Raw genomic sequence first — 23,506 nt, 5'->3', positions numbered from 1 at the left:
TGGCCCGGCTGGCACGCCTGCTGGCCTGGGACAGCCCGCTCAACCCGGTGCGGCCACTGCCACCGCTGGGCGGCCTGCCGCGCCTGCATGGCATCGAGCCGCAGGAAGTCGACGTCAGCCTGCCGCTGGGCGAGCGGGTCGGCCACAGCCTGGTGCTGGGCACCACACGGGTCGGCAAGACGCGGCTGGCCGAGCTGTTCATCACCCAGGACATCCGCCGCCGGGTCAACGACGAGCATGAGGTGGTGATCGTCTTCGACCCCAAGGGCGACGCGGACCTGCTCAAGCGCATGTACGTCGAGGCGCGGCGGGCCGGGCGGGAAGGAGAGTTCTACGTTTTCCATCTCGGCTGGCCGGAAATCAGCGCCCGCTACAACGCGGTGGGGCGCTTCGGACGCATCTCGGAAGTGGCCACGCGCATCGCCGGCCAGCTGTCCGGAGAAGGCAATAGCGCGGCGTTTCGGGAATTCGCCTGGCGCTTCGTCAACATCATCGCCCGCGCCCTGGTGGCGCTGGGGCTGCGCCCGGACTACCTGCTGATCCAGCGCCATGTGGTCAACATCGATGCGTTGTTCCTGGAATACGCCCGGCACTTCTTCGCCAAGGCCGACCCCAAGGCCTGGGAGGTGATCGTCCAGCTCGAAGGCCGGCTCAGCGACAAGAGCATCCCGCGCCATATGGTCGGTCGCGAGAAGCGCGTGGTGGCGCTGGAGCAGTACCTGGCCCAGGCGCGCACCTACGATCCGGTGCTCGACGGCCTGCGTTCGGCGGTGCGCTACGACCGCACCTACTTCGACAAGATCGTCGCCAGCCTGTTGCCGCTGCTGGAGAAGCTCACCACCGGCACCATCGCCCGGCTGCTCGCCCCGGACTACACCGACCTGGCCGACCCGCGACCGATCTTCGACTGGATGCAGATCATCCGGAAGCGGGCGGTCGTCTATGTCGGTCTGGATGCGCTGTCCGACGCCGAGGTGGCGGCGGCGGTGGGCAACGCCATGTTCAGCGACCTGGTGTCGGTGGCCGGCCACCTCTACAAACACGGCATCGACGACGGCCTGCCGGGCGCGCGGCCCGACCGCAAGGTGGCCATCAACGTGCACGCCGACGAATTCAACGAGCTGATGGGCGACGAGTTCATTCCGCTGATCAACAAGGGCGGCGGCGCCGGCATGCAGGTGACCGCCTACACCCAGACCCTCAGCGACATCGAGGCGCGTCTGGGCAACCGCGCCAAGGCCGGGCAGGTGATCGGCAACTTCAACAACCTGTTCATGCTGCGCGTGCGCGAGACCGCCACCGCCGAGCTGCTGACCAAACAGCTGCCCAAGGTCGAGGTGCACACCACCATGGTGGTCAGCAGCGCCACTGACAGCTCCGACATTCACGGCGCGACCGACTTCACCAGCAACGCTCAGGAGCGCATCAGCGCGACCAGCGTGCCGCTGATCGAACCCGCGCATGTGGTGGCCCTGCCCAAGGGCCAGTGCTTCGCGCTGATCGAGGGCGGCACCCTCTGGAAGGTGCGCATGCCACTGCCGGCGCCGGATCCGGACGAGCTGATGCCCGCCGACCTGCAGCAACTGACCGCGCAGATGCGCCAGCGCTACGCGGAAGCGGGGCAGTGGTGGACCGGTACGGGCTCGCCGAACGAGGGGTTACCCGCGGATCTGACCGAGAACTGGCCGCCTGCTGAATCGGGCGAAAGCGGCGGGGATCGGTCGTGAAGGATGCGGTCGGCACCGCCCAGCGACAGCAGGCGGCCTCGCGCGGCCTGTTCATACGCCTGTTGAGCCTGCCGTGGCGGCTGTTCGGCATGCTGTGCGCCTCGCTGCTGCTGTCGATCCTGGTCGAATGCGTGGGCTTGCACTTGTTCTGGCGCGAGCAGGGCTGGCGGCACGCCGAGGCGATGCTTGATTTCGAGCTGGAGCAGCTCTCCAGCCAGTTCACCCGCAGCGTCCTGGTGCGCGAGCCGGGCCGCACGGCGCAGCGGCTGGTGGACACTGCCCACGAATGGCTGTTTGTGAAAAGCGGCCTGCAGCAATTGCGCCGCGATGTCTCACAAGCACCGGCGGCTTCATCTACGGGCATGCCCAACGCCCGCTACTACCTCGGCCAGGGCTACGTCTGGATCGAGAAATACCTGCTGGCCGCGGCCTACACAACGCTGACCTTCCTGGTGCGACTGCTGGTCCTGGCGCTGAGCCTGCCGCTGTTACTGCTCGCCGCCTTCGTCGGCCTGGTGGATGGCCTGGTCCGCCGCGACATTCGCCGCTTCGGCGCTGGTCGGGAGTCCGGCTTCGTCTATCACCGCGCCAAGGCGCTGTTGATTCCCATGGCGGTGCTGCCAGGGATTGTCTACCTGGCGCTTCCGGTGTCGCTGCATCCGTTGTGGATTCTGCTGCCGGGGGCGGCGGGGTTGGGGTTGGTGGTGAATGTTGGTGTGGGGAGTTTCAAGAAATATCTGTGAGAATGTGCAGGCCAACTGGGTTGGGGGACCGGCAAATCGATGGTGGCCTTGGAGTCTGTTAGGTTGACGCTGTGAACGTCCGGTTGTGATAATCCGTGACTGGCTAACAAGCCGCCCTGATTCACGGCAGCATTCGCTGCGCGGAGTCGCCATGAGCAAGTCGCCAGGAAAGACCATGAGCAATCTCTCGCAGGCACTTATTACGGCTGCATTGGGGCTCATGGTTGGTTATGAGTCCGCCGCCGCCCAACAGCAGCCTGACAGCCAAACGCAAACCGCGCCGATCGAGCAGCAGCAATCGATGCAGGCGCTTGCCGAAGCAATCCATGCGGTCATTCAGCAGGCCCATGAGCTTGAGCGGGTTTTCATGAATCTGGCCAAGAAATACACGCGCGACGGCGTTGAGGCATACATCGGCCCAGAGAACTGCGCGGTGCTTCAGGAACTGGTGACCAGCCTGCGGGGCATCGAGCTTGCGCTGAAGAACGTCGTTGTGCCTGCTCCGCTCTCTGATCTTCATGCGCAGTTGCGCCGATCCTTCGCCAAGGGTCGGTCGTGGGTATCCGTTGTCAACGATTTGGCTCGTCAGGCCTATGAGGCTCCTCGTTCAATCGATGGGCTGGCCAGCGGTGATGCGCTGCGGGCCCTGGCGGATCACTCCACCAAGCGGCTGGTTGTTCTGGCGAATGCCTGATGCCCAAAGTAATCGTCACGTATCACCCCGACACCTATGACGAGTTCTTTGCGGAACCCCTGAAAGCCTTTCCCGACGCTAACCCAAGACCTGATGTCTGATTTCCTTATGTATAAGGGAACGGGGCAGCTGCCGAGAATGTGCTCATCGTGCTAGAGACGAGCGACTCTCGCGCTGCGTCCAGGCCGGAATGTGTACAGGCATGGTGGCAACATGGTGTGCACAAAGTGGCGTCAATGTGGTGAACAGCGTGGCAACAATGTGGCCCTGACAGCTCACGCGGCCGCATGGATGAAAGCATTCAGTGCCGCCGCGATGCGTTTACGGCGCTCTTGCAAGAACGCCTTGTAGTGATCCAGTGTCAGCAGTTCCTCCTCCACCGGGATGCACTGTGCCGCGAATGGTGCCGCACCGTGCTGCGCCATCAGAGGCAACAGGTAGGTCACAGGCGCCTTGTCACTGATGGCGCGATTGGTTTTGCCGCCGATGAAAGCCAGGTTGGCGATGTCGTCAGCCTCGCGAGAGGTGTAGCTGCCTCGCAGCAATGCCTTGGGAAAAATGTGGTGGAACTGCAAGCGGTGCTGGCTGCCCGAGTGATCCAGAGCAATGGCCAGGTGGCTGCGCCAGTCCTTGGCGCCTGCCGCACGAAACGCCAGGAACATGGTCTTGAACAGTGCGCTGCGCTGGTTGCGTCCTTCCAGTTCTTCCGGCGTGATGTCAAGGCGACCGAATTGCAGGCGCAACCGGTCGATCAGTTCATTGACGCCGCCGCCATTGCGGATGGTCGCCAAATCCTGATCCAGGATGGTCTCACTGGAGCCACGGGAGAAACGGCCTTTGGCATTGGCCGCCAAGGCCCAGTAACGCAACTGCTGCGCCTCATCGCTGCTCAGCACATAGTCGCGACTGTGTCCGAAGTACGCCAGCACCACAAGCAGGAAGGGCGATGACAGCAGCGCCGGGCTATCGATGCCCAGATTGCTGCGCGCGAAGTTGAGGGCAAACTCCATTCCCTCGCAGGCTTCTTTCCATGCCTTCTGCAACTTCTCCACACTCAGGCTGCCCACGATCTGAAAACGTGATTGACCGGTGGCAAACGCCATCAGGTTCTTCAAGTGCAAACCAAGATCGAGGTCAAAGCCCGTGTTGGCACAAACCTTCTGAAAATCCTGGAACGTCTGCAGCGAGTGCCGCCACTTGGCGGTGATCTGCGCCAGCGCTAGGTCGGAACTGCGGAGCTTGGCGCCCAGTGAATTCACCCGGACAAAGATTTCCGTGACCTCATCGTAGGAAAGCGTGCGTTCCAGCACATCCATCCGATAAACGTACTTGCGGATGCCCCGCAGCCGGGCCAGGCGCTGGCTGTACTTCTCGTAACGCGGATCGTCAAAACCACTGACGCCGGCACGTTTGAGGAACGGCGCATCGTTGTCGGTCTTGAACACGTCCGACACTTTCACCCACTGCGGCAACTGCTCCAGCTTGCGGGTTGCCACCACGAAGGTCATCTTGTTGAAGCGCTTGAGCAGTTCGTCCTCGGTTGAGTCCGTCTCGTCGCCAATCAGTTCGCCGTCCTCATCAAAATCCTCCTCATCGCCGCCGTTTTCTTCCACTTCGGTCACGACCGCCAGTTGGTCGGGATGCTCCAAGTTGAACAGCAGGTCGATGGGCCGACGACGACCGCGCACCGACACCGGCTCGCCACGAATGACGGCCGAGAGCGAGGTCAGACGCTGCTGACCATCCAGCAGAAGCCGCGTGCTCTGGTAGGGGTTCGTGCTCTGGCTGACCGCGAAATCCTGCAGCGGCACGGCTTCATCCGTTTCCCAAAGCAGGATGGCGCCCGATGGATAGCCGCGATACAGCGAGTCCAACAGATCGCGCACCCGCGTAGAACGCCACACATACTGCCGCTGCATTTCCGGCAAGCGCAGCTCACCGCGCTCGATCATGGAGACCAGTTCTTCAACGCTGGCTTCAGCCTTGGCCATGGTGCTTCCTTATCCTCTCAATCTCACTCAACTGCTGCGGGAGGCTCGGCAGCGGGGATGATCAACAACAGCTCGGAGTCATCCACTAACCTGTAAACCGGCCGCTTGCCGGACAGTCGTTCGCTCTGATCCAGAATGATCTGAACCCCCTCGCCACGCTTGTCCATCATGGCGCTGCGGCCCGTGATCGCTTTGTCCGCCTCGGGCACGGAACATTTGGCCAGCAGGCTGGTGATGGCTTCGTTTCGCGCGGCCTGGCGGTAGGGAAGGCTCTCCACCGTCATGGTGTTGGGGATGGCGCCTGGCGAATACAGCTCCAGCCGGTCCGCAAACATCCGCAGGCGGATTTTGGCGCCATGGATCGAGTAATCCCGGTGCGCAACGGCATTGACCAGGGCCTCGAAGACGGCGGTCATGTCGTACTGCGGCAGATCGTGCCGGCCCTCATTCTTGGCGGCATAGACTTGCATGTTCTTGCGGACGAAGTGGCAAGCCGCCAGCACCTGGGCATCCAGCGGCCCGGTGATGTCCTGGGCGTCGAGTTGATAGGCCGTGTCGCCTTGCGGCAGCACCTCGGTGCCACGGTATGCCACGGCCTGAATGAAGGCATTTGGCAGCCAGCGGCGAGGGTCAGCGCTGGCCATCAGCACGCCGGCGATGGTTGGCCGAAGTGCACCGTCGGCATCGGGGCGCGCCATGGCCAGTTTATCCAGCAGCACCTCGCGCGAATCCTGCACGCGCGGACTGGCAAAACGTTGCCACAGATCATCTACAAGGTCGTCGAGTGTGGCGCCTGGCACCGGCTGCTCGTCGAAGCGGATGATGCGCGCCTGGCTCCGTTGCTGGAACAGCCGCGCCAGATAGTCCGGAGCCATTTCACGCTTGGCGCTGCCCACGCGGTGCAGATAGCCGCTTGGGCTTTTATGTACGAACAGGCTGCTTGCGATATCGACTTTCAATACCGGCAAGGGCTCGCCTGACGTGCTGGGCAGGCTCAGACGCTCGATCACCGGCGCGAGCGGCGGGGTGATGCTGTCCAGGCAAATCTGCCGGACGAAATCCTCGACCAGGTCCAGGCGCTCCAGCGGGATACCGAGCACTTCACGGGTGTCGTCCACGCCGAGCACGCACACACCACCCCGGCTGTTGGCGAAAGCGGCCAGCTCATCGGCCAGAGAATCCTTATGGGGTGCCGACACCTTTTGACCGGCAAAGCGGACTTCCTTCAACTCCAGATAGGAGTCCTCTCCCAGGCGAATCTTGTCGATCAAGTCCGCGATGTTGTCGAACATGTCAAACCTCTCTTCCCAAGCGTTGGTAACGCCGTTCGAACGCTTCTTCGCCGCCTTCCATCACTTGGCAGACTTCGCGGCGCATGGCCTGATCCTGCAAGGAGCCAGTTTGCTTCACATGGCACTGGTGGTTGAAGTCCAGCACGTGGATCAACTCCGCGTCGCCATTGACCACGATGTTGGGGTTGTGGGTCACGATGATGAGCTGACGGCGCAGCTTGTTGCTGCGGATCTGTTGCACTACCAGCCCGTAGATCAGGTGATTGTCTAGGTCATCTTCTGGCTGGTCGAGCACCAGCGGCTCATTGCCGTGCGCCAGCAGGAAGGCCAACATGGCGGCCGCGCGCTGCCCGGCGGACGCCTGACCGATGGACTGAAAGTCCCGCCCGTCTCCCTTACGGCTGTACTCCACCTGCAAACCGTCTTCGGGGAACCAGCACAGGATGTGATCGATGAACTCTGGGCGCTTGTCGGCTTCTGCTTTCAAGAATTTATTGAACCAGCCGCCAAACTCCGCCTGTCCGCGGCAGGCTTGCGAGAGGCGCTTCTTCTGAGTCAGTAGCGCCTGCTCGAAGGCCGCCGTATCCCATGCGCCCGGCTGCTCGACCAGATCAACCGCGCTCAACAGATCGGCCACGAGCCCTTTGGGGGATGCCCCCTCTTGCTCCTGATACAGGTCGTCGACGTACTTGCCGTCAGCAGCCCCAAGCACTTCTCGCAGGGAGCGCTCAACGCCCTGCGCATCCCGGCTGTAAGGAATCAGCTCGATGCGCACAAAGGGATTGCCTTGCAGCGTTGCCTGCAGAAAGGTGCTGCGCTGGGCACTGATGGCACGGCGGGCGGACAGCACCTGCTCCAGCAGCGATTTGGCCTTTTCGCGCAACTCGGTGTGCTGCTTCTGCAAGGACTCCAGCTTCTTCAGCTCGGATTCCAGGCGCTGCTTTTCTTGCACCAGGCGGCCGTACTCGCTGGGGTCGCTGACCCCCTGTTGCTGCAAGTCGGCCTTGAGCTGGTCGTAAGCCCCCTTGGCCGAGCCGATCCGCGCAAACCAGGGCGAAGCTTCCAATTCGTTGCGCAGGACTTGTCCGCGTTCCTGCAGCGCTGCAGCCGTGTTCTCGATCTCCTGCCGTGTTTTGGTGATGGCTGCGTGCAGCGCCTGCACAAGACTCAGTGCCGGGCCGTCCTCGGCGGTATCGAACAACCCTTCCGGCAAGTCTTCCGCCAACAGGTCGGCGGCAAGCGCTTTTAAGCGGGTTGCCAGTTCGACGGAGGCTTCGAACTGGCGTTCCAGCTCGCGGCTTTGCCGACTGGTGCGCTGGTAGTTTTTCAGCACCGCCGCATGATCGGCGCCCTCGAAGCGGGCCAGCTTGCGCTGAATGTCTTGCAGGGCCAGCGTCAACGACTCACGCCCTTGCAGCTTGCCGTCCAGCTCGCGCATCTGCGCCCGTGCGACCAGGAAGGCACGTTTGGCCTCCTCGAAAGCGGCTTGCGGCGACTGCGTGCCCGCCGCATCGTCAATCACCTTGAGCAGCGCCTGTTGGCTGTCTCCGGCCAGCGCGGCGATCTGCCCTTGGCTGAACAGGCGCAGCGGGAAGCGTTGCTCGGTGACGGCCTGGCTTGCCGAGGGCTTGAAGCTGCCCGTAACGGCGTCCCATTCCTCCACCGCGTGGCCTTGGCCATCCTGTCGCCAGATCAGGCGATAGGGCATGCCGTCGCGCTGTACTTGCACGCAGATGGCCGTCTCTGCCCGCAGTCCGCCTCCGTCATTGCGGGTCCTGGGAACATCGTTGAATCGCTTGAATGTCTGTCCGGCTTCCGAGTTGAGCGACAGCTCCTTCTCACGGCGATAGGCCAGGCGCAGGGCATGCACGATGGTCGATTTGCCGGTGCCACGCCCACCGATCAGGGCATTGAAGTAGGGGTTGAGCGGCAAGCTGGCAGGCGTTCTGCCGCGCCCCATGTAGCGCGCGTCGCGGATTTCAATCGACTCGATGAAATGCTCGGGCGTGTTGAACGGCGCAAAACCGCTGCTCTCGTCGCTACGCTTTACCGAGACCTCCTGCCCGTCCAGTAGCGCAAGGCGCAAGCCTTCTAGACTGGGCTGGGCCATCTTGATCCAGGTGTAGCGCGAGCCCGGAACAGCCCCCCCCTGGAAGCTGTGGCAATCGCTGCCCACCACGCTGGCGAAGCGCAGTTTCAGTTCATCCAGCACCATGGGCACGGGGCTGGAGGAGGCGGTCCACTCCAGCGCCAGGATGCCGGGCTCCTGCAAGACCTGCTTGACCGTCGTGGTATCCATCAGGCATTTGCGCGTACCTGGCTCGACCTGTAGCAGCCCCTTGTCGCTATCTACGTGTGCCGGAATGGCAAGGCCACCCGCCGCCAGAATGCGCTCCACCACCTGGGCGGCACCGATTCGGGTCACGCCATCGCTGTCGCCGCGCGTGCCTTGGTAATCCACCTGCGCCAGCAGGTCGCTGATGGTCTGACTGGTGGCGAACGGATCGAAGATCGCCAGCAGGTGGAAGCCACCCTGCACCGAGATTTCCACACCGGGGAAGAGGTGCAGCTCGCGGAACCCGCCCGGCGGCGTGCCTGCATCGGCCTCACGCTTCATCTCTGCGTAAGCCGCCTTGAGCTTGTCGATCCACTCACCGGTGTTATGGTCGGTGACCGCCACGCAGTCGATTTCAGCGGCCATGTACTTGAGCAGCCATTTCTGTGGCGTCAGCTCATCTGGCGTGCCGATGGCGGCCTGCCATGCCCCGGTGTCCTTGGAGGCCGGCGTGTGGGTATGGAAATCGAACTTCCACCAGCGTGCGCCGGGGTAAGGCCAGGGTTGGCTCATGTTCTTCTCCTGGTTGCGACCATCATTCCTCCGCTTTGGTTTGGAGTACTTGCATCAGCACTTGTACCTCGCCCCGGAATGGGCTGTCATCGAACTCGCTCAGGTCGCAGGCGAGACACGCCTCAATGTCCTTGCGCGACAGGTAGTGCTTGTGCAGAAAGTTGATTTCCACATGAACTTCGCTGTCGGCGATCTCTCGCTCGTCCGGGTTCGCGCTGTCGCGCAGGAACTGCAACAAACAAGCATGCAGCACGCTCGGCATATGGGTCTGGATGCCCCGGATCTGCTGCATGACTTCTTCGATGCGCTGGTCTGCCGTTGCCTGATCGCTGAAGAAGATGTTGCCGTTGGGATGTGCGATCTCATTGCGTTGATCCACCAACTTCTGAAACTTGCCGATGTGCTGGTTTTCGCAACCGGCCAGGCGCAGGAATTTGAAGATGCTGCGCTCATTGACTTCGCTGAAGGTAAAGGGCGAGCTGGCGGTCAGCAGCTCCTTTTCTTTTTGCTGGAACAGCACGGCATGGGTGAAGGCTTCCGGCTTGGCCTGTTTGATTCGCCACACCGAGAAATACACGTAGCTCATGTAGAGCATATGGAAAGCCAGCATCGCAAACTGATACTTGCCTGCCTCATAGTTGCTCTCGAAAGCTTCCCAGACAAAGCGGATGTACTCGCCTTCACTGGCTGATGGATAGGCCAGCGGCAGGTAGTCGTGGATTTCCAGTGCGGCAACCATGTTTAGCTAACCCAGACCCGTTCGACGGCGGCCTTAATTTTAGCTTCGAAACGCGCGATCAAATTCTTGTTAGCTTCGATCAAGACTTGCTCTGCTTCGATATCAGCGGTAATGGCATGTTGGGTTTCCAAGTCCGGGACAGGTATACGATGCTCTTCTACAGTAGTTTTTCGCATCGACGGTGGCTGAGCGTCACTGGCCCAGCGTGACAGATCAAAGGAGAGAAGTAGCGTCAGTAGGTACTCGGGAACGAGCTTCGACACATTAGGGATAATACCCATGACATTGTTATCGAATGTGGCTTCCCGAGTCAGGATGCGTTTCTTGTTGGTAGCGATTGCCGCTCCGATTTTTGGGAAAATGACGGTACCAGCTGGAAATGTTTTGGCTTTCATTTTAGCCAGATCACTGGCGTCGACAGTGTGGTTATGGGTGATGATTCGAGACTCGTTTCCTGGCAAATTCATGTCACTGACTTTGAGGAAAGGATACGGCTTATCTTTTGAGCCTTGCATGTCCAGAGGGAAGCCGAAGCCGCTATCGACATGAGCAACTTCTCTTATTGCGAGTAATGGCCAATCCTTCTGCACATTGATGCGAGGCTGGTAACTCTCTACTACCTGGCGTGCGCCGTCGATGATCTTCTGGCAGCCCTCAATCTCGGCAACGATTTCGCGTTGAATATCGATCGGTGGAAGGGGAATTATCTTGCGCTTCAAGTCGGTGAAATGTCGCTTGTAGCCGTCGGCCTCAAGAGGGTGGGTCTTCAGAAAATAAAATAGGAACTCGGGCATCAATTCATCAGCTGTTCTAATGACTTTGATGCCGTCTGCCCCCTGGGCGAATGGTTGGCGAACGAGTTTGACGGCACAAGTGTGGTCGCCAAAAATAACGAACGGTTTTTCTGGGTGGATGATCGCAGCTGCGTCGTCTGTCCAGCCTGCTATTTCATTCTGAGATTGATCGATGATCGGGTAGCGGCCTGATTGCAGATAGTTTTCCTTTTGGAGTTTTGCCGGAGGGGTGACAGTTTCGATCACTGTCCCGATTTCCACCTGCCTGAACCGCGATGATATAATTTCGCCCTGCACATATCGGTCACCGCTCAGGCTCCACTCTCCATTTTCAGCAATTCGCCCCCGCTCTACTGCATGTGCGAATCCATCGTTCTCAAAACCTATCGGATCAGCAAAAAATTTCGCCAACGCTTGCTGGGCAAGAGGCAATTCGTTCTGTTCGATTGGCCGGCGCTGAGCCCCCAATGCGAAGCCATCATTGCTGACCTTCACAAACAACACCTTGTGGGTCTGCTTGGCCAGTCGTTTGTCCAGAATCAGGATGGAAGTTTTGACGCCGCTATAGGGCTGGAACACCCCAGCCGGCAAGGAGACGACGGCCACCAGTGAGTTCTGTACCAGCAGCTTGCGCAGTGCCTTGTAAGCTGTGCCCGTCTGGAAAATGATGCCTTCCGGCACGATGACGCCGGCCCGTCCGTTGGGGGTCAGATGCTCGTGGATGTAATCGACAAACAGCACTTCCGAGCGTGTGGCTTGAATGGAAAAACGTTTGTGCGGTTTGATGCCGCCTTTCGGTGACATGAAGGGCGGATTGGCGAGGATCACATCCGCGTGTTCGTTCCACTTGTCTTCACTGGTAAGCGTGTCGTACTCATCCACGTGCGGGTTGGTGAAGCCGTGCAGGTAGAGGTTCACCAGCGACAGACGCACCATATCCGGTGAAATGTCGTAGCCGTGGATATTGGCGGCCAGCTTGTTGCGCTCGTCCGGCGTCAGCTTGTCGCCCGGCTTGTGCGCTTTGTTCTGGTCCAGGATGTATTTCCAGGCCGAGATCAGAAAGCCTGCCGTACCGCAGGCGGGGTCGAGGATGCGCTCGTGCTTCTGCGGGTTGATGACCCGGACGATGAAATCAATGATGTGTCGCGGCGTACGGAACTGGCCCGCATCGCCCTGGCTGCCCAGCACCGACAGCAGGTATTCGAAAGCGTCGCCTAGTCGCTCGGAATGATCGTAGGAAAAGCCGTCGATCTCTTTCAAAAACGCTTTTAGCGTTTCCGGATCGCGGTAAGGCAGGTAGGCGTTCTTGAAGATGTCGCGGAACAACGCTGGCAGGTGCGTGTTCTCGGTCATCTTGCCAATGGCCTCGGAGTAAAGGTTCAGCGTGTCCTGCCCCCCCATGCTGGGCGCCAGCAGTTTGCTCCAGCTGTATTTCTCAAAGCCGTTGACGAAGAAGCTGCGCTTGCCGCCGAACTCTTCGGACTGTGCATCCATGTCGTCCATGAACTTGTAGATCAGCGCGATGGTGATCTGCTCGACCTGGCTCTTGGGGTCAGGCACTTTGCCGACGAGGATGTCGCGGCAGGAGTCGATTCGGCGTTTGGTGTCGGTATCCAGCATGGTGTTGTTCTTCTCGTTCGGCCACCTACGGCAGCCTTGAATGACTTACATGAATTGGTTGAGCGGCACGTAGTCTTTGACGTACTCGGGGATGCCTTCGCGCCACTCGGCCGGCACGGCACGCAGGTCGCCCACGCCAAAGGCCGGGTTCACGTTCAGCTCACCGAAGCGCTTGTCGTCGATGATGGCGCGCAGGGCGGCATCGGTGGCGTACGCCTTGAAAAAGTACTTCATGGCCAGGACAGCAGCGCCTTGGTCTTCGGTCAGCTTGCTCTGGTTGGCGAGCAGGAACTCCTGGAATTCATCCTCCAGCAGTTCGTCCTTGCTCTTGAAGTAGGGGATCAGGCCGAAGATCTTCTGCAGGATTTCCTTCAGGCTTAGCCGTCGATCCACCCCGGCGGCACGGCGCAGCTTCTCCAGGTTGAAGTACTCGTTGGGTTTGTCGAACAGCTGGCTGGTCACGTAGTCGATGACCTGCTCCCACTGCTCGTTTTCAACCTGCTGCTGCAGCGTCGGGTCGGCTTTGACCTGTTCTTCGAATTTCTCGAAGAACATCCGGTCGATCTTCATGCCTTCGTAGCCGATTTGCTGTTCGGCTACGTGGAAGATGGCATCGGCGCCCGTGTGCTCGTAGAGCCCGCCCGTCGGCGGTGGCGGCGCTTCACCCTGACCTTCTCCCTCGCTGCTGCGCGCCGGCAGCTTGAGTACTTCGTCGTAGTCGAATTTTTCCTCGAAGTATTCGCAGTTGGCGAAGAAATCGAAGAATTTGAAGCGGGCCTTTTCTGGCTCGTTGATCAGCGGCTTCAGATCGTCATCGAACAGTTGTTCAAGGAAGTTGTGCTTGCGCGTACCGCGTCCTTTGATCTGCACGAAATCGGACGGCGAGTACACCGGGCGCATCAATGCCAGGTTCAAGATGTCCGGGCAGTCGTACCCGGTGGTCATCATGCCCACTGTCACGCACACGCGCGCCTTGCTGGTCTTGTACAGGGCATTGAAGTTGGCTGAACCCAGCAGGTTGTTGTTGGTGAAGTTGATGGTGTATTGCTGTGCATCCGCCACGTTGGACGTGACCTGCACCGCAAAGTCTGACTGGTACTTGCCGGGCCAAAGCACGTCCGCCAGCTCGTTCAAGATCTGGGTGAGCTTGGCGGCATGGTTTTGGCTAACGGCGAATACCAGGCCCTTGCCAAACTCGCCGGTCACGGGATCGCGCAAACCGTTCTTGATGAAGGTCTGACAGAACAGCTCGTTGGTCGCCTTGGAGAAGAACTTCTTCTCGAAGTCCTTGGAAACGAAGCTCTGCTCCTGCTGCCCGTCCTCGCCGACGGGAGCCATCACGGCATAGCCCTGCTCGGATAGCAGCTTGGTGGTGATGTCGGTCCGGGCATCGACCACCACAGGGTTGATCAGGAAGCCTTCCTTGACACCATCCAGTAGCGAGTAGCGGAAGGTCGGCTGACCCGATTCGCAACCGAAGGTGCGGTAGGTGTCCAGCAGCAGACGGCGTTCCTGCTCGCGCGGGTCGCGGGTGGTTGGCTTGCTCGCGTCAAAGCTCTTCAAGTAGTCGCGCGGGGTCGCGGTCAGCCCAAGCTTGTAGCCGACGAAGTACTCGAAGACGGCGCGGGCATTGCCGCCAATGGAGCGGTGGGCTTCATCCGAAATGACCAAGTCGAAGTCGGTGGGCGAGAACAGGCGCTTGTACTTGTTGTTGAACAACAGCGACTGCACCGTGGTGACCACGATCTCGGCCTTGCGCCAGTCGTCACGGCGCTCCTTGTAGATGACCGTGGCGTAGTCGTTCTTCAGATAGTCCTTGAACGCCTTCGCTGCTTGATCCTCCAGCTCCAGTCTATCCACCAGGAACAGCACGCGGCGGGCATTGCCGGTACGCAGGAACAATTTGATGACGGCGGCAGAGGTCAGGGTCTTGCCGGTACCGGTCGCCATTTCGAACAGGAAACGGGTCGAGCCTTCGGCGACCGCATCCTGAATCGCATTGAGCGCCTTCTTCTGATAGTCCCGCAGGAAGCGCAGCTTGTTCTTGGTGATAAAAGCCGGGCGCTCGTCTGCATTGAGCCAGCCAGCTTCCTTCTCGTATTCCGGCAGCTGGGTCTGGACGATGTAGTCGCGTCCGACGGCTTCGGTAATCAGGCGCCTCTGGTCGGGCTCGAACTTCCGGTAGCTCTTGAGCGAATCCGGTGTTGGGAAGGCGGTGATGATGTGCGGGTTACCCTGCTGTAAGTCCCAGAAGTAGTGCAGATTGCCGTTCGAGAGGATCACGAAGCGGCAGTCGAGCGACTTTGCGTATTTACGCGCCTGCTCCTTGCCGACCAGCGGGTTCTTGTCTTCGGACTTGGCTTCCAGCACCACCAGCGGAAAGCTTTTTTCGTCCAGCAGCAGAAAATCGACGAAGCCATTCTTGGTCGCTTCGAAGTTCTCGCCCAAATCATTGATCTGGGCCTGGCTGAGTTTGACGTTAGGCTCCAGTGCTACGTTGGCCTTGCCCTTGGCGTCGTCGAAGAAGCGCCAGCCAGCAGATTCCAGCAGTTTGTTGATTTTGACGCGCGCTTGCGCTTCCTTGGCATTCGCCATCCTCAGACGCCTCCCTTTACTGACTCACCTTGAGGATCTGGTTTCAGGCCATGCGTACGAGCGTACTCCAGCACCAGAATTTCGATCATTGACGCTACGGAACGGCGCTCGCGATCAGCGGCCAAGCGCAGAAGTTGCTTGATCTCAGCGGAGGTGCGGATGGATAGGGTTTCGTCCTTCAGGCGTGACATGGCAGCGTCTCGTCAGTGATGTCACGCAAATGTACTGCATTTTGCCTCACGCCACCATAGTTCTCTTCAGGGGGTAGCAGTCTTGTTTGAGGCTGCTTGATGGTTCGCTACCTTGTCTGCAGTCGGCTTTACAGGGTGCTCCACCTCGATGGCGATGGGATGCAGGGCATGCCGGCTGCGGTGCAGCCCACAATGCTGGTGGGCTGCATAGCGATCCCAGCCGCGCGAGCCGGAGCCGTTGGCCCTGTTGTCTGTTCGGATCGCTGATGCGCAAGCGGCTCCATGACCGCTGCTCAGATCAGCACCTTGTTCTCCCGCGTGCAGGTCGACCGGACGTTGGTCGTTTTGCCCACCGCAGTGTGTACCACCGGATTCGTTGCTGGCACCGATGGGCGCCTTCATGCCGAGTAGTACGGGTTGCGGTCCGGCAGCATCTCTGGATCATGCTGCTGTTCCTGGACTGGGCCGTCAGACCATGAGTAACAACGTCCACCACTCGCCACGGCTTCTTCACGCACTTCCTTTGCCGAAGAGCTGGTCCCTTTCCCCATTCCGCCGGGCCGAGTCACGGTTGCAAAGTCGCTCAGCGATCACCGCAGCCTAAATATCAGTCGCGAACTGCGCCGTGTGTCCAAGCCTTGAAAGGATGGTCGGGTGGGCTCGCGACGCAAGTTGTCGTGCGTGTGGGATAGCGTGAGCTTTGTTGTTTGAACGGGGGGCAGACTTCGTGAAATTTCGCTCTTGGTTGAGCATAATCAACCCAGCTAGTACTCGGAACAGAGAGCATCCGCTGTCCAGTGAGACGCAGAAGCTGGTAAAAGAACCGCCACTGCTGGAAATGATTATGCTGTTAATGAGATTCCGCCAAGAAATCTGGTTGGCTATTATCGCCTAGAGGGAGGACGTATGGATTTGTTAATACAAAAACTACATGAAGACGCAACGATTTTATTGGAGGCGTACTCTCGGCCATCGAATTTATATAAACCTCGTTTGTTCCGTGACGAGGGTCACTGGTGTGCCCTCTATGGTCGAGATTTGCAGGAGGGTATCGCCGGATTTGGCATAACGCAAGAAGAAGCACTGGTGGACTTCGATAAGCAGTGGTGTAATCCCCCGAGGATCTGGAAGTCAATTGTAAAATTTGACAAAAACTCACACCACGTCGCGCCGGGCGAATACAGCGTTGATGAAAAAAGAGTTGCAACTTGGAATTGCCCTGCGGGGTATGCGGCGGTAGATAAATGGTTTGCGGCTATGGGGGTTACGGGTGGGGATCTTTTCATTAAATGTTATAGTGAAGGGGTCCCTGTATATTCTTATAAGTTCTATTTTAAAGGTGAAAGTTTTGAGCGAAATAATCGTGAAGGGCTTGTGGAATTTGTTGGTGGTCAGGAAATTGTCGCTGACTTGAGGAGTTCTTTTTATAGGTACTTCCGTCGCGTGCCTGGGATTGTCGATTAAAATGTCTTCTTCGGGGAATGGTATGGATGAGAATAAATTACTGATGGAGGCTGGAGTTGCGTTAAGCAAGCTGCGGTTGCTTCAAGAGCGGCCTTCGGTTCGGCTTCTGCCGAATTTAAGACTCGACGGCAACCAGTGGTGCACATACCTCGGTGACAGCTCTGAGGACGGAGTTGTTGGTTATGGTGATACGCCGGAAGCAGCCATGCTTGATTTTGATCGTGCCTGGTTAAGATGGCCTGGCACTGAAGGGCTGATACTTGAAGAAAATGGTTCTGTTGAAGATGACTTGACTAGGCTTTCGGACAGTGCGGCAGAATGGGCCTGTCGTGCCAATGCTATTAATATATATAAGTGGCTTGAACATAGAAAATTCCATATTCTTAAGTCTCGCACGATAACAATAAGTGGTGGCCCGGACTTCGTCAATTATACGGCCGTACGAGCAGGGGAAGAAGTTAGACTGGAATTATACCCCGGCGGCGAATTTAAGATTTTCGGTGCATACGAGGTTGTTTCGGTTTTGCGAAAAGAATTCCTCGAGTGTTTTGATGTTTGAACGGAATTCTCGGATTTCCAAGGGTGTGGATTGACCGGTGGTTACGGGTTTTACTTAAAGATTGACGAAAATCTGGAGACCTTCAAAACCCGATTCCGCAGTGCCTGAGCTGCCTCCTTCCTCCACCATCACGCCTTCCTCCTTGCTCAAGGGATGGCGTGATGCGTTTCCCGCTCCTCAAGCCCACCCACTACTTTGCAGTCTTGCTGCTGGCAACGCTGTGGACCTGGGCGTCCGTCGCCTCCGCCACCGACATGGATCTGCATCGCCAGAACCTGGCCAGCGCACTTCACCAGCTTGATCTGCTGGACCGCTTTCTCATCGCTGTCGCTTCGAGCTACCAGCCGAATCCCTCCGAGCGCTACCACTTCGATCACGCCCGCCTGCGCGAGGATCTGCAGCGCGTGCGCGCCGGTATTCAGGCGTACCTGTCGCCGCCACGCGCCCAACCGCGCGAGCCGGAGCCGTTGGCCGGCGATTACCTGTTGTCTGTTCGGACCGCTGATGCGCAGGCGGCGCCATGACCGCTGCCCAGGCCAGTGCCTTCCAGGCCAATGGCGGCGTTGCGCCGGCGGTCGTGGCGACCCTGCTGCTCGGCCTGGTGTTCGCCGTGCTGTTGGTGTGGGGCGTGTGGGCGATGCGCACCGCCTACGTCGGCTGGGCCGAGCAGCGTCTGTCGCTGCGCCAGTTCCTCGGGGTCGTGGTGCGCTTTTTCGCGCTGTACCTGGTGCTGACCTTCTTCCTTCTGTCCTGACCACCCGCAAAGGCCCGACCGCCATGAAGACTGAACTGCGTTTCCCTCGTTTCATCCTGACTATTCCGACCCTGGCGGCGCTGCCGTTGCCGGCACTGGCGCAGGGCCTGCCGACCATGGAGGACCCGTCGCGGGGGCAGGGCAGCGGCATCATGCAGACGCTGCAGAACTACGGCTACGACATCGTGTTGCTGGTGGCGCTGCTGGTGGTGGCCTCGATGTTCGTGGGCGTGTGTTACCACGCCTACACGCGCTATTCGGAGATCCACACCGGGCGTGCCACCTGGGGCCAGTTCGGGCTGACGGTGGCGGTGGGCGCGATCCTGCTGGTGGTGGGAATCTGGCTGCTCACCAACGCCACCGGCGTGCTCTAGGGCCGGCGCCGACATGGCCACTGACGAGCGTCAGGTGACCTTCCTGCCGCACCGGCTGAATCACCAGCCGGTGGTGGTGCGCGGGCTGACCGCCGACGAGCTGTGGATCTGCGTGGCACTGTCAGCGGCCGGCGGGCTGTTGATTGGCCTGCCGCTGGCTTGGGTGCTGGGCAGCGTCGCGGTACTGCCGGCGCTGCTGGTGGGCTGCATCGCGCTGGGGGTGTTCGTCGGCGGCGGCCTGCTGCGCCGGCACAAGCGCGGCCGGCCGGACACCTGGCTGTACCGGCAACTGCAGTGGCGCCTGGCGGTGCGCCATCCGCTGGTGGCGGACTGGCTGGGCGGGCAGGGGCTGATCACCCGCTCGGGCTACTGGACGACGCGCCGCAGCTTCGGCCGGGGGCCGCGATGAGCCGCTTTCGCAACGAGGTCAGCCATCTGCAGGCACATGTGCGCACCCTGCGCCTGGCGCTCGGCGCGCTGTTCCTGTTGGCGCTCTTGCTGGGCTTCGGCTGGTGGAGTGCGCCCAGTCAGTTGACCATCCATGTGCCGCCGGACCTGCGTTCGGGCAGCACCCGCAAGTGGTGGGACGTGCCGCCGGAGAGCGTGTATGCCTTCACCTTCTACGTCTGGCAGCAGCTGCAGCGCTGGCCGAGCAATGGCGAGGAAGACTATCCGCGCAATCTGCAGGCGCTGGCCGCCTACTTCACGCCAGCCTGCCAGGCGTTTCTGCGTCAGGACTACGAGCATCGCCGTAGCAGCGGCGAGCTGCGTCAGCGCGTGCGCGGCATCTATGAGATTCCCGGGCGTGGCTATGGCGACAACCCCGCCGCGCGGGTGCGGGCACTGTCGGCCCGCGACTGGGTGGTGACCCTGGATGTCAGCGCCGATGAGTACTACGGCGCCGAGCAGGTGAAGCGCGCCCTGGTGCGCTATCCGCTCAAGGTCATCCGCCTGGACATCGACCCGCAGCGCAATCCGTTCGGCTTGGCGCTGGACTGCTTTTCCGGCGCGCCGCAACGCATCGAGCCGCCGGCCGCCGAGCCTGGGCAGGGAGGAAAGCCATGAGGTGGGCAGTCATTCGCGGTGCCGTGCTGATGGCGGTCCTGGGCCTGGCGCCGCTGAGCCAGGCCGTGGAGATTCTGCGCTGGGAGCGCTTGCCCCTGAGCGTGTCACTGCAGGTCGGGGAGGAGCGCGTGGTGTTTGTCGATCGCCGCGTACGGGTCGGCGTGCCCGCCGGCGTGGGGGCGCGGTTGCGGGTGCAGAGCGCGGGCGGCGCGCTCTACCTGCGGGCCAGCGAGGCGCTGGGGCCGACGCGGCTGCAGGTACAGGATGTGGATTCAGGCGCGCTGCTGTTACTGGATGTCGTGGCCAGCGCCGCGGCTGCCGGCGAGGCGCCCCTGGAGCCGTTGCGCATCGTCAGCGAGGAAGCGGCTACGGCGGGCGAGATGGAGCTGCCTACGCCGCGGCCGACGCCGACGCCGTTGCCGGTGGCGCTGACCCGTTACGCGGCACAGATGCTCTATGCGCCGTTGCGTACTGTCGAGCCGCTGCTCGGCATCGCCCGGGTCGGCCTGCGCCCGGATCTGCCGCTGCAGACCCTGCTGCCGGCGTTGCCGGTTCAGGCGCGGGCCTTGGCGGCCTGGCGTCTGGATGACTACTGGGTGAGCGCGGTGCGCCTCAGCAACCAGTCCACGCGCTGGCTGGAACTGGATCCGCGCGCGCTGCAGGGCGCGTTCGTGGCGGCCACCTTCCAGCACGCCACCCTCGGCCCCGCGGGCGAGGCGACGGATACCACGGTGGTCTACCTGGTGACGCGCGGGCAGGGTCTGGCCGGTGCGTTGCTGCCGGTGCCCGTCGTGCCGGCCCAGTGAATGGCTGCGTCGAGCCGGCCCAGCCATAGTTCCCCCCATCTTGTTGATCCGGCAGAACCAGGTCGATTGATCGTTAGCGTGATTGCAACTAGCATTAGTTGCAGCTCGGAGGGAGCATGACCAAGCACGCAAAGTTGCTGGCGAAACTGCTTAGCAAACAGGCCGGATTCACCTGGCCTGAGCTGGTGTCTTTGCTGTGCAGCCTTGGGTATCGGCAGATCGAGGGAGCGGGGAGTCGTGTCAAGTTCGACAATGGCGATCCGCGCGCGATGATCAACCTGCACAGGCCGCACCCGGGTAACGAGCTGAAGGCTTATGTGAAACGCCAGGTGATCGAACACCTGAAGGCGGGAGGATTGATTGGATGAGCAATCTGTTGAAGCACCGGGGTTATTACGGCTCGATCGAAGCCAGTCCGGAGGACAACTGCCTGTTTGGCAGGCTCCAGTTCATCCGGGCGCTGGTCAGCTACGAAGGCGAGACCGTCGCCGAGCTGAAGGAGGCGTTTGAGCAGGCGGTGGATGATTATCTGGACACCTGCGCGAGCCTGGGGCAGGAGCCCGAGGTACCTTGCAAGGGCTCGTTCAACGTTCGCATCGGGCACGACCTGCATCTGGCCGCCAGCGTTGCGGCGAACCGGCAGAGCATTACGTTGAACGACCTGACCCGCCGCGCGCTGGCCGAGTATCTGGCGCATCACCCATAGCGGTGCGCCAATTGCCTCGCTGCCGCTTAGTCGTGGCGGTTTCCCGTTACACGCAAACGAATCCGGTACCCTCCAGCTCCCCATTGCCTCCCGCATAACGATCCACGCCCGCGCATCATGCCGTTCCCTGACCCCAAGGAATGGCGTGATGCGCACCGCTCTGTTTGGCTTCACCTCGATACCTGTCGCTCGCGGAGAGCTGGCCGATGGGCAGTAACCCACTGCTGAAGTGGCTGCTGGTGCCGGTGGCGTTGCTGCTGGTGTGGGTCGGTGTGCGGCTGTCCGCCGATGGCGAATCCCAGCCGCCCACGCTGGCGGGCGAGGCGGCGCGGCTTACCCCTGATGAGATGCATGCGCTGGGCATTGCCGGCGACACTCCGCAGGACACCGTCGCCACCCTGGTGGCGCAGGTGAAGCAGTTGCGCGGCGAATTGCAGCGCGCGCTGGGCGACAACCGCCAGCACAAGGCTGAGAACGAACGGCTGCGCGCCCGTGAGGGAGCGATCGATCAGCGCATCGAGCAGGCATTGGCCGCCGAGCACAAACGGCTGGAACAGGCGCGCGGAGAACTATTCGGCGAACGCCAGGTGACCCAGAGCCTGCTGCAGGAACTGCAGTTGCGCTTGGATGCACTGGCGGCCCGGGGTGCGCCCGAACTGCCCATCGGCCTGGGCCTGGAGCCCGGCGATCTGGTAGGCGAATCGGCGGGGCTGCGCTGGATCGAGCCGGAAGAGCTGCGCACCGAGTCGCAATCTGCAGGCCAGGCGAAGCCTGTTGGCTTTGGCCTTGCCAGGCCGGAACGCCCCGCGTTGGCCGAGGCGGTAGGAGAGGCGAGCGGGCAAGTACGGCAAGTCCTGAGCGGATCCACCCGAGCCGTCTACACGCTGCCGGCCAACGCCACGCTGATGGGCTCGGTGGCCATGACTGCGCTGATTGGCCGCGTGCCCATCGACGGCACGGTCAACGATCCCTATCCCTTCAAGGTGCTGATCGGCGCCGACAACCTGACCGCCAACGGCATCGAGCTGCCCGATGTGGCCGGCGCGGTGGTCAGCGGCACCGCCTCGGGCGACTGGACGCTGTCCTGCGTGCGCGGGCAGATCCGCTCCATCACCTTCGTGTTCCAGGACGGTACGGTGCGCACCTTGCCGGAGGAGGGCAGACAGGCGCGTGGCGGCAGCGGGATGCAGGACGGCCTGGGCTGGATCAGCGATCCCCAGGGCAATCCCTGTGTGAGCGGTGAGCGGCGCAGCAACGCCCAGCAGTATCTGGGCACCCAGGCGCTGATGACTGCGGCCGGCGCCGGCGCCGCCTCGCTGATCTCGTCCGGTAAGGACAGTGTTGCGGTGGTGGCCAGCGGCAACGGCGCGCTGGGCACGGTCGGCATCGGCGGCAGTCAGGTGATGGAACGCATCCTCGCCGGCGGCGTGCGCGACATGGCCGACTGGGTCAACAAGCTCTACGGCCAGGCCTTTGCGGCGGTGTACGTGCAGCCCGGAGCCCGGGTCGCCGTGCACCTGGAGCAGGCGCTGGCCATCGATTACGACGCCCGGGGTCGCCGGGTTGCCCATCGGCAGGAGGCCACCCATGCGGCGGAACTGGACTGAATGCGGCCTGTGGCTGCTCGCGCTGGCCCTGCTCGGTGGCTGCGCCACCGACACCCAGCAGCTTCTGGCGCGCGACGAGTCGAGCATGCTGGATATCTGGCGACAGCAGACCGGTGGCGCGGGGCAGGGGGCCTTGCTGGAGGCGCGCCTGACGCTGCGCCGGTCACTGGAGGAGCATGAGCGTGCGACGCCCAACGCGGCATACACCCGCAGTGCCGCCAGCGAGATCCGCAGCCAGTTCCCGCGCCTGCCCAATCCCGATCTGGTGATGTACGTCTTTCCGCACCTGGCCGGCAGCGAGCCGGTGCCGGTCCCTGGCTACAGCACGGTGTTCCCGTTCTACCAGCGGGTGCAGTACGCGCTGCCGGGCGAACGGCTGGAGGATCTCTGATGCGCTGGCGTCGTGCGGCGGATCCGCAGACGACGGACGAGGCCCAAGGCGCCTGGAGCCGGCACGTCGCGACGCTGGCCAGTGCTGGCATCGGCGCGCCTGGGCTGGGACGCCGCCCGGCCACCCAGGCCGAGCATGAGGCGCTGTATGCGGTGGGGCCGTCCTTCGTGGACCGGCTGCCGTGGGTCGAGTACCTGCCCGAGTCGCAGAGCCTGTTGCTCGAAGACGGCCTGTCGGTGGCGGCGTTCTTCGAGCTGCAGCCGATCGGCACTGAGGGTCGCGAGCTGGCGTGGCTGTGGCAGGCGCGCGATGCGCTGGAGAATGCTCTGCAGGACGCCTTCGACGAGCTCGACGAGAACCCCTGGGTGGTGCAGTTCTACGCCCAGGACGAAACGGACTGGTCCGACTACCTGCAGACCCTGCAGGCCTACCAGCAGCCGCGCGCCCGGGGCAGCGCCTTCAGCGAGTTTTACCTGCGCTTCTTCGCCCACCACCTGGACGCCATCGCCAAGCCCGGCGGGCTGTTCGAGGACACCACGGTGATGC

23 protein-coding genes are annotated in these 23,506 nt (G+C 61.4%); 16 read left to right on the top strand and 7 right to left on the bottom strand.

Translation table 11 applies throughout. From position 1 onward, the window contains the following. The 3 genes from traD to AS93_RS0105580 form a co-directional block, all read left to right on the top strand. Nucleotides 1-1,727 (top strand): type IV conjugative transfer system coupling protein TraD (gene traD, locus AS93_RS18810; RefSeq protein ID WP_037008598.1); only part of this gene is annotated, 1,727 nt, incomplete at its 5' end. Beyond that, on the top strand, nt 1,724-2,470 hold the full coding sequence (locus AS93_RS0105585; RefSeq protein WP_027589684.1) for a TIGR03747 family integrating conjugative element membrane protein: 747 nt from the start codon (nt 1,724-1,726) through the stop codon (nt 2,468-2,470). The genes traD and AS93_RS0105585, both read left to right, overlap by 4 nt. 151 nt (nt 2,471-2,621) lie before the next feature. Further along, on the top strand, nt 2,622-3,164 hold the full coding sequence (locus tag AS93_RS0105580; protein ID WP_155956111.1) for a hypothetical protein: 543 nt from the start codon (nt 2,622-2,624) through the stop codon (nt 3,162-3,164). Between the two features lie 275 nt (nt 3,165-3,439). On the opposite strand, the gene AS93_RS0105575 is transcribed toward AS93_RS0105580, so the two are convergent. The 7 genes from AS93_RS0105575 to AS93_RS18805 are packed head-to-tail and all read right to left on the bottom strand — an operon-like array spanning nt 3,440 to nt 15,234. Then, a complete protein-coding gene (locus AS93_RS0105575; protein ID WP_027589682.1) occupies nt 3,440-5,155 on the bottom strand; it encodes a DUF262 domain-containing protein in 1,716 nt (571 codons plus the stop codon). A 23-nt stretch (nt 5,156-5,178) separates the two neighbouring features. Next, a complete protein-coding gene (locus tag AS93_RS0105570; RefSeq protein WP_027589681.1) occupies nt 5,179-6,447 on the bottom strand; it encodes an ATP-binding protein in 1,269 nt (422 codons plus the stop codon). A 1-nt stretch (nt 6,448) separates the two neighbouring features. Next, entirely contained in the window at nt 6,449-9,295 is a 2,847-nt protein-coding gene (locus AS93_RS0105565) for a TrlF family AAA-like ATPase (RefSeq protein WP_027589680.1), read from the bottom strand. A 22-nt stretch (nt 9,296-9,317) separates the two neighbouring features. Next, on the bottom strand, nt 9,318-10,034 hold the full coding sequence (locus tag AS93_RS0105560; protein WP_027589679.1) for a hypothetical protein: 717 nt from the start codon (nt 10,032-10,034) through the stop codon (nt 9,318-9,320). A gap of 2 nt (nt 10,035-10,036) precedes the next feature. Continuing rightward, nucleotides 10,037-12,448, bottom strand: a complete 2,412-nt coding sequence (locus AS93_RS0105555; RefSeq protein WP_027589678.1) for an N-6 DNA methylase — start codon at nt 12,446-12,448, stop codon at nt 10,037-10,039. A 45-nt stretch (nt 12,449-12,493) separates the two neighbouring features. Next, nucleotides 12,494-15,043 (bottom strand): DEAD/DEAH box helicase family protein, encoded by a 2,550-nt coding sequence (locus AS93_RS0105550; protein WP_027589677.1) that lies wholly within the window; start codon nt 15,041-15,043, stop codon nt 12,494-12,496. A gap of 2 nt (nt 15,044-15,045) precedes the next feature. Further along, nucleotides 15,046-15,234 (bottom strand): hypothetical protein, encoded by a 189-nt coding sequence (locus AS93_RS18805; protein WP_034016142.1) that lies wholly within the window; start codon nt 15,232-15,234, stop codon nt 15,046-15,048. 906 nt (nt 15,235-16,140) lie between these two features. On the opposite strand from AS93_RS18805, the gene AS93_RS20555 reads away from it, so the two are divergent. The 13 genes from AS93_RS20555 to AS93_RS18790 all read left to right on the top strand — a co-directional run. Next, nucleotides 16,141-16,698: a hypothetical protein gene (locus AS93_RS20555; protein WP_155956110.1), complete on the top strand. Its 558-nt coding sequence runs from the start codon at nt 16,141-16,143 to the stop codon at nt 16,696-16,698. 22 nt (nt 16,699-16,720) lie between these two features. Beyond that, nucleotides 16,721-17,257, top strand: coding sequence for a hypothetical protein (locus AS93_RS20550; RefSeq protein WP_155956109.1), 537 nt, complete (start codon nt 16,721-16,723; stop codon nt 17,255-17,257). Nucleotides 17,258-17,418: 161 nt separating this feature from the next. After that, nucleotides 17,419-17,781: an RAQPRD family integrative conjugative element protein gene (locus AS93_RS18800; RefSeq protein WP_037008597.1), complete on the top strand. Its 363-nt coding sequence runs from the start codon at nt 17,419-17,421 to the stop codon at nt 17,779-17,781. Beyond that, on the top strand, nt 17,778-18,011 hold the full coding sequence (locus AS93_RS0105540; protein ID WP_027589676.1) for a TIGR03758 family integrating conjugative element protein: 234 nt from the start codon (nt 17,778-17,780) through the stop codon (nt 18,009-18,011). The genes AS93_RS18800 and AS93_RS0105540 overlap by 4 nt, the downstream gene beginning before the upstream one ends. A 23-nt stretch (nt 18,012-18,034) precedes the next feature. Then, the gene (locus tag AS93_RS0105535) at nt 18,035-18,385 is read left to right on the top strand and encodes a TIGR03745 family integrating conjugative element membrane protein (protein WP_037008596.1); all 351 of its coding nucleotides are present in this window, start codon (nt 18,035-18,037) and stop codon (nt 18,383-18,385) included. Nucleotides 18,386-18,398: 13 nt separating this feature from the next. Continuing rightward, on the top strand, nt 18,399-18,794 hold the full coding sequence (locus tag AS93_RS0105530; protein WP_027589674.1) for a TIGR03750 family conjugal transfer protein: 396 nt from the start codon (nt 18,399-18,401) through the stop codon (nt 18,792-18,794). Further along, nucleotides 18,791-19,450, top strand: a complete 660-nt coding sequence (locus AS93_RS0105525; RefSeq protein WP_027589673.1) for a PFL_4703 family integrating conjugative element protein — start codon at nt 18,791-18,793, stop codon at nt 19,448-19,450. Before AS93_RS0105530 ends, AS93_RS0105525 begins: the two co-directional genes overlap by 4 nt. Then, nucleotides 19,447-20,256, top strand: coding sequence for a TIGR03749 family integrating conjugative element protein (locus AS93_RS18795; RefSeq protein ID WP_051587349.1), 810 nt, complete (start codon nt 19,447-19,449; stop codon nt 20,254-20,256). Before AS93_RS0105525 ends, AS93_RS18795 begins: the two co-directional genes overlap by 4 nt. A 116-nt stretch (nt 20,257-20,372) precedes the next feature. Next, nucleotides 20,373-20,624 (top strand): type II toxin-antitoxin system HicA family toxin, encoded by a 252-nt coding sequence (locus tag AS93_RS0105515; protein ID WP_027589672.1) that lies wholly within the window; start codon nt 20,373-20,375, stop codon nt 20,622-20,624. Further along, a complete protein-coding gene (locus AS93_RS0105510) occupies nt 20,621-20,962 on the top strand; it encodes a type II toxin-antitoxin system HicB family antitoxin (RefSeq protein WP_027589671.1) in 342 nt (113 codons plus the stop codon). The genes AS93_RS0105515 and AS93_RS0105510 overlap by 4 nt, the downstream gene beginning before the upstream one ends. Nucleotides 20,963-21,168: 206 nt before the next feature. Then, a complete protein-coding gene (locus AS93_RS0105505) occupies nt 21,169-22,569 on the top strand; it encodes a TIGR03752 family integrating conjugative element protein (protein WP_027589670.1) in 1,401 nt (466 codons plus the stop codon). Beyond that, entirely contained in the window at nt 22,550-22,960 is a 411-nt protein-coding gene (locus AS93_RS0105500) for a TIGR03751 family conjugal transfer lipoprotein (protein ID WP_027589669.1), read from the top strand. Before AS93_RS0105505 ends, AS93_RS0105500 begins: the two co-directional genes overlap by 20 nt. Next, nucleotides 22,960-23,506, top strand: a 547-nt coding sequence (locus AS93_RS18790; protein ID WP_037008595.1) for a TraC family protein, incomplete at its 3' end; no start/stop codon positions are given. The genes AS93_RS0105500 and AS93_RS18790, both read left to right, overlap by 1 nt.

Origin of the sequence: Pseudomonas sp. RL, from assembly GCF_000647775.1 — a bacterium.
In the GTDB taxonomy this organism is placed as follows: Bacteria; Pseudomonadota; Gammaproteobacteria; order Pseudomonadales; family Pseudomonadaceae; genus Serpens; species Serpens flexibilis.
This window is presented reverse-complemented; position numbering and strand designations above follow the sequence as displayed.